The organism is Gordonia otitidis NBRC 100426, assembly GCF_000248075.1.
In the GTDB taxonomy this organism is placed as follows: domain Bacteria; phylum Actinomycetota; class Actinomycetes; order Mycobacteriales; family Mycobacteriaceae; genus Gordonia; species Gordonia otitidis.
In genome coordinates this window covers 1-5,569 of the sequence record NZ_BAFB01000235.1, presented here as the reverse complement: position 1 = coordinate 5,569, position 5,569 = coordinate 1, and the positions used below count along the sequence as shown (strand labels likewise).

General features: G+C 65.3%; 5 protein-coding genes and 1 pseudogene. 4 read left to right on the top strand and 2 right to left on the bottom strand.

The genetic code is table 11. The features are described 5' to 3' along the window. The coding region (locus GOOTI_RS22325; protein ID WP_007240868.1) for an aldehyde dehydrogenase at positions 1–1,256 on the top strand (1,256 nt) is incomplete at its 5' end. Positions 1,257–1,352: 96 nt separating this feature from the next. Next, positions 1,353–2,006: an NAD(P)-dependent oxidoreductase gene (locus tag GOOTI_RS22320; protein ID WP_039994578.1), complete on the top strand. Its 654-nt coding sequence runs from the start codon at positions 1,353–1,355 to the stop codon at positions 2,004–2,006. Positions 2,007–2,052: 46 nt separating this feature from the next. Here GOOTI_RS22320 and GOOTI_RS22315 read toward each other — a convergent pair whose 3' ends face one another. Next, on the bottom strand, positions 2,053–3,651 hold the full coding sequence (locus GOOTI_RS22315; RefSeq protein ID WP_007240866.1) for an acyl-CoA synthetase: 1,599 nt from the start codon (positions 3,649–3,651) through the stop codon (positions 2,053–2,055). Positions 3,652–3,748: 97 nt separating this feature from the next. Then, positions 3,749–4,339 carry a TetR/AcrR family transcriptional regulator gene (locus GOOTI_RS22310; RefSeq protein ID WP_051998044.1) on the bottom strand — a complete coding sequence of 197 codons (591 nt, stop codon included), beginning with the start codon at positions 4,337–4,339 and terminating at the stop codon, positions 3,749–3,751. 112 nt (positions 4,340–4,451) lie between these two features. On the opposite strand from GOOTI_RS22310, the gene GOOTI_RS22305 reads away from it, so the two are divergent. Together GOOTI_RS22305 and GOOTI_RS22300 are read left to right on the top strand one after the other, a co-directional pair. Beyond that, the gene (locus tag GOOTI_RS22305) at positions 4,452–5,384 is read left to right on the top strand and encodes an ABC transporter ATP-binding protein (protein ID WP_007240864.1); all 933 of its coding nucleotides are present in this window, start codon (positions 4,452–4,454) and stop codon (positions 5,382–5,384) included. After that, positions 5,381–5,569: pseudogene (locus tag GOOTI_RS22300) on the top strand (ABC transporter permease); the annotation flags it as partial. The gene GOOTI_RS22305 and the pseudogene GOOTI_RS22300, both read left to right, overlap by 4 nt.

Below are 5,569 nucleotides of genomic sequence, written 5' to 3'. Positions count from 1 at the left end.
CCGACGCCATTGCCGAGCACAGCGCAGAGCTCGCACACACCGAGGTACGCGACAACGGCAAGCTGTTCGCCGAGATGTCGGGCCAGACCGCCTACATCCCGGAATGGTTCCGCTACTACGGCGGCCTGGCCGACAAGATCGAGGGATCGGTTGTGCCACTGGACAAGAAGGGGTACTTCGCGTACACGACGACGTCCCCGGTCGGCGTCGTCGGCATCATCACCCCGTGGAACTCGCCGCTGCTGCTGCTCACCTGGAAGTTGGCCGCCGCCCTCGCCGCGGGTTGCACGGTGGTGATCAAACCCTCCGAGCACACGAGCGCCTCGACGCTGGAATTCGTTGCGCTGCTGGAGGATGCCGGTCTTCCGCCAGGAGTGGTGAATGTCGTGACCGGATTCGGCGCCGAGGTCGGCAGCCCGCTCGTCGACCATCCACTCGTCCGGAAGGTGAGCTTCACCGGATCAGACGCCACCGGCCGTCGCATCGGAGAGCAGGCTGCACGCGGCGTCAAACACGTCGGCCTCGAACTCGGCGGCAAGTCACCCAACATCGTCTTCGACGACGCCGACATCGACGCCGCGGTCAACGGGGCGGTGTCGGGGATCTTCGCCGCGACGGGACAGACCTGCATCGCCGGGTCGCGTCTACTGGTCCAGTCGTCGATCCACGACCAGGTGGTGGCTCGCGTCGTCGAACTCTCGAAGACGGCACGTATGGGCAACCCCGCCGACCCGGACACCCAGGTCGGCCCGGTCACCACCCGCGACCAGTACGAGAAGGTCCTCTCCTACATCGACATCGCGAAAGCCGAAGGTGCACGACTACGTCTGGGTGGCGCGGCGGCCACCCGGCCCGAGTGTGGCGACGGCTGGTTCGTCGAACCGACGATCTTCACCGGCGTCGACAACTCCTCGCGCATCGCGCAGGAAGAGGTCTTCGGACCCGTGCTCTCGGTGATCCGATTCGACGACGAGAAAGATGCGGTCGCGATCGCCAACGACTCGCGGTACGGACTCGGCGCCGGCGTGTGGACCTCGGACATGGGACGGGCGTTCCGCATGGCCGAGGCGATCGAGTCGGGCACCGTGTGGGTCAACACCTATCGGGCCGTCAGCTACATGATGCCGTTCGGCGGGGTCAAGGATTCGGGCCTCGGCCGCGAGAACGGCATCTCAGCAATACACGACTACCTCGAGACCAAGAGCGTCTGGATCAACACGGGCGCACCGACGGGCAATCCCTTCGTTCTCCGCTGAAGTTCGTGCTCTGCTGAATCGACGGCTCCGAAATCGGTGTGGGCGGAACTCCCGGATCCGGGAATACCGGACCGCGGTCCGGCAGTTCTCCCGAACATGAGCACACAGAACATCGTCATCTTCGGAGGCACCGGGTACGCCGGTGGACACATCGCGGCGCAGGCCGTCAAGCGCGGGCACCACGTCACGTCGTACAGCCGTAGTGGAGCGCCCGCCGAGCCCGTCGACGGGGTCACCTACGAGACCGGCTCACTCGCCGACTCGGCGACCGTCGAGCAGGCCGCACGCGATGCCGACGTCATCGTCGTCGCCGTGCATGGCGCCGATGTCGACGGAAAGCCGCTGGTCGAGCTGGTCCCCGAGATCACCAGGGCCGCCATCGCCCACAACGCCCGACTCGGCGTCGTCGGTGGTGCGGGCAGTGCGTTGGTCAGCGACGGCGGTCCCCGACTCGTCGACACGCCGGACTTCCACGACGACTGGAAGCCCGAAGCGCTCTCGCACGCCAAGGTCCTCGAGGCGTTGCGCACGAGCCCCGATGAACTGGACTGGTTCTACGTCTCCCCCGCCGCGCTGTTCGGTTCGTTCGCACCGGGTGAGGCCACCGGCTCATATCGGACAGGTGGCGACCTCCTCGTGACGAAGGAGGACGGCAGCTCGGAGATCTCCGGCGCCGACTTCGCGCTCGCGTTCGTCGACGAGATCGACGAACCCAAGCACCGCCGCCAGCGCTTCACCACCGGACACTGACGATTCGGGAGGACCTACACCGACGCCCGCACATCGCCGCCGATCATTAGTCGGCGGCGATGTCGGCGTGCTCCACTCGCAGGTTCTTCTTCAAGATCTTGCCCGACGGATTCTTCGGTAGGGCCTCGGCGAACACGACGAACTTCGGACGCTTGTAGGGCGCGAGGATCGCGGCGAGGTGCTCGGCTATGTCCGCCTCGGTGACGTCGACTCCGTCTTTGGGAACGACGACGGCGGTGACGGCCTCGATCCACTTCGGGTGCGGCACACCGAAGACCGCGACCTCGGCGACGGCGTCGTGTAGGTAGATCGCCTCTTCGACCTCGCGGGACGCGACGTTCTCGCCGCCCGTCTTGATCATGTCCTTCTTGCGGTCGACAACGGAGAGGTAGCCGTCCTTGTCGATCACTCCGAGATCGCCGGAGTGGAACCACCCGTTGCGGAAGGCCTCGGCGGTCTTGTCGTCGTCCGCGTAATAGCCGAGCGCCGCGTGCGGACTGCGGTGCACGATCTCGCCCACCTCTCCTACGGGCACCGGATTGTCGTCGTCGTCGACGACCCGCGTCTCCACGTTGAGCGAGGCGCGGCCCGCGGAGCCGGCTCGATCGAGCTGTTCATGCGGCTGGAGAATCGTTGCCAGCGGCGACATCTCGGTCTGTCCGTAGAAGTTCCACAGCCGAACGTCGGGCAGGCGGCGCGCGAGTTCACGCAGCACCTCGACGGGCATGGCAGCGGCACCGTAGTACCCCTTGCGCAGCGAGGACAGATCGCGGGTGTCGAAATCGGGGTGTCGCAACAGCGAGATCCACACCGTCGGCGGACAGAACAGCTTGGTCACGCGTTCGGACTCGATGGTCGCGAGGATAGTGGCCGCGTCGGGCGCAGGCAGGATGATGCTCGTCGCCCCGAGATAGACGTCGGTGGAGAAGAAGCAGTCCAACTGGGCGCAGTGATACATCGGCAGGGCGTGGATCTCGACGTCGACCCCTTCCATTCCGCCGTCGACGATGCACGATACGTACTGCGTCATGAGCGACTTACTCGACAGCAGAACACCTTTGGGCCGCGATTCGGTCCCCGAGGTGTACATCATCCGCACCGGCTCGTCGTCGCCGACGAGGATGTCCGGTGGTGTGGCATCGCCCGCGGTCATCCACTCTTCGACGTGCTCCCACCCGTCGGGTGCCTGCGTTCCCGCGAGTGCGATCCACCCGCGGATCTCGACCGGGGTACCGGCTGCGGAGATCGCCTCGATGACGGTCTCCCCGAGCGTGTCCTCTGCGACGATGCCCGACGCTCCGCTGTGGTCGAGGATGTAGGCGATCTCGGAGACACCGAGCCCGAAGTTGATGGGTACCAGGATCGTGCCGATCCGTGCGCACGCGAAGTTGAGCACCGCGAACTGCCATGAGTTGTGGCTGATGAGCGCGAGTCGGTCACCGCGGCCGAGGCCGCGCGCGGTCAACGCATGGGCGCAACGATTGACCGCGGCGTCGAATTCGCTGTAGGTGAGACGGACGTCGCCGTCCATGATCGCGGTCTTGTCGGGCGCACGCGCCGCCGTCCGGTGCAGCATGTCGCTGATCGTGTTGCTGCGCGCACTCGCAACTGCCGTCTGGGTGGACTCGCTGAATCCTGAACTCACGGTGTTTCCCTTCGTACTACTGGCTGCACCTCAAATTACTAGGTCGTCCAAGTAAGTGGAAGGCCCCCGATGGCGACGCAACGCGGAAGGGATGGGCTCAGCATGGAAGGATGCCGTCGAGCACGATGGAGAGATACTGCTTGGCGATGTCGTCGACGGAGAGCGATCCGCCGGGTCGGTACCAGCGGACCGCGACCCAGACCGTGTCACGCAGGAAGCGGTAGACCAACTCGATGTCGAGGTCTGACCGGAACTCGCCGTCGGCGACCCCGCGGGCCAGCACCGAATGCCAGAGTTCGCGGAATTCGACATTGCGCTCGTTGATGTAGGTGAAACGCTCTTGTCCTGCAAGATGTTTCGCCTCGTCCTGATAGATCGCGACCGCATTGCGCTGTGCGCCTATCGATTCGAATGACGTCACGACGAGTTCGCGCAACGTCTCGGTTGCCGACATGTCCGCCCCGGCGATCTCCTGGTACCGCGTGAACAGCGAATCGAGAAAGCTGCGCAGGATCTCGTCGACCATCGACTCCTTCGAATCGAAATGGTGATAGAGGCTGCCGGAGAGTATTCCCGCGGCGTCGGCGATATCGCGAACCGTCGTCGACCGTAATCCCTGCTCCGCGAACATGCGGCCGGCCGTCGCCAACAACTCGTCCCGCCTGGTTGACCCGTTACGCGTCGCCACCCGCTCAGCCTAGCAAGCGCTTGGCTGATCTCGCGGAGTCCACCGATCGGCTGACGAAGAAGTAGTCGAGCGGTGGATTCGTTCGCGGCGGCCGACCGCGATCGTTGTATGCATGGCAATGATCGAGGTTGCGGGACTAACAAAGAGCTACGGCGACAAACAGGTCGTGCGGGGCGTCGACTTCGAGGTCGCAGAAGGCGAGATCTTCGGCATCCTCGGCCCCAACGGTGCGGGAAAGACCACCACGGTCGAATGTATCGGCGGCCTTCGCATGCGTGACGGCGGCCGTGTGCGCGTCGCCGGTTTCGACCCCGCTGCTCAGGAGCGGGGGCTGCGGGAATCGCTCGGCATCCAACTGCAGGAGTCGCGCCTGCCCGACAAACAGACCGTCGGGGAGGCCATGCGGCTGTATGCCGGTTTCTACTCTCACCCACGCGACTGGCGTGAACTGCTCGATCGCCTGGGCATGAGGGGACACGAACGCACCTCTTTCGCCAGATTGTCCGGCGGACAGAAACAGCGGCTCTCGGTGGCCCTGGCCCTGATCGGCAATCCGAAGGTGGCCATCCTGGACGAGCTGACGACCGGGCTCGACCCGACTGCCCGTCGCGAGGTGTGGGGCCTGCTCGAAGACCTCAAGGACACCGGCGTGACCCTCCTCCTGGTCAGCCATTTCATGGAGGAGGCCGAACGTCTGTGTGACCGCGTCGCCGTGATCGACGCAGGACGTGTCGTCGCGCTCGACACACCCGCTGACCTCGCCACATCGGTCCAGGCCGACCAGCGGATGTCGTTCATCCCGACGTCTGCGGTCGACGTCGCGGCACTCGGCACGCTGCCCGACGTCCACCGCGTCGAGCGGTCCGGCGAGCGGGTTCTGGTCACGGGCACCGACAACGTCGCCTCGGCGGTCATCATCGCGCTGCACGAGAGCGGTGTCGCGTGCCGCAAACTCCGCGTCGACCAACCGAACCTCGACGACGCGTTCCTCGCGCTCACACATGCAGATGCCGACACCGACGACACAGAAGGAGTACGACGATGAGCGCCACAACAGCGATGATCGGTTCCGAGGCGCGGCTGTTGGCCCGCAATCCGGGTGTCGTGATCTGGACGGTGTTGCTACCGGTCGTCGCGTCGGTCGTGCTCGCCTCGATTCCCGCGACCCGCGAGCCGGTCGACGATTTCGGCGGATTGAGCGTGTTCCAGGTGTACCAACCGATACTCGTA

What these genes read in the sequence shown, in the direction of transcription:
- GOOTI_RS22320 (WP_039994578.1), top strand. Translation starts at nt 1,353, where the DNA reads ATGAGCACACAGAACATCGTCATCTTCGGAGGCACCGGGTACGCCGGT.
- GOOTI_RS22305 (WP_007240864.1), top strand. Translation starts at nt 4,452, where the DNA reads ATGGCAATGATCGAGGTTGCGGGACTAACAAAGAGCTACGGCGACAAA.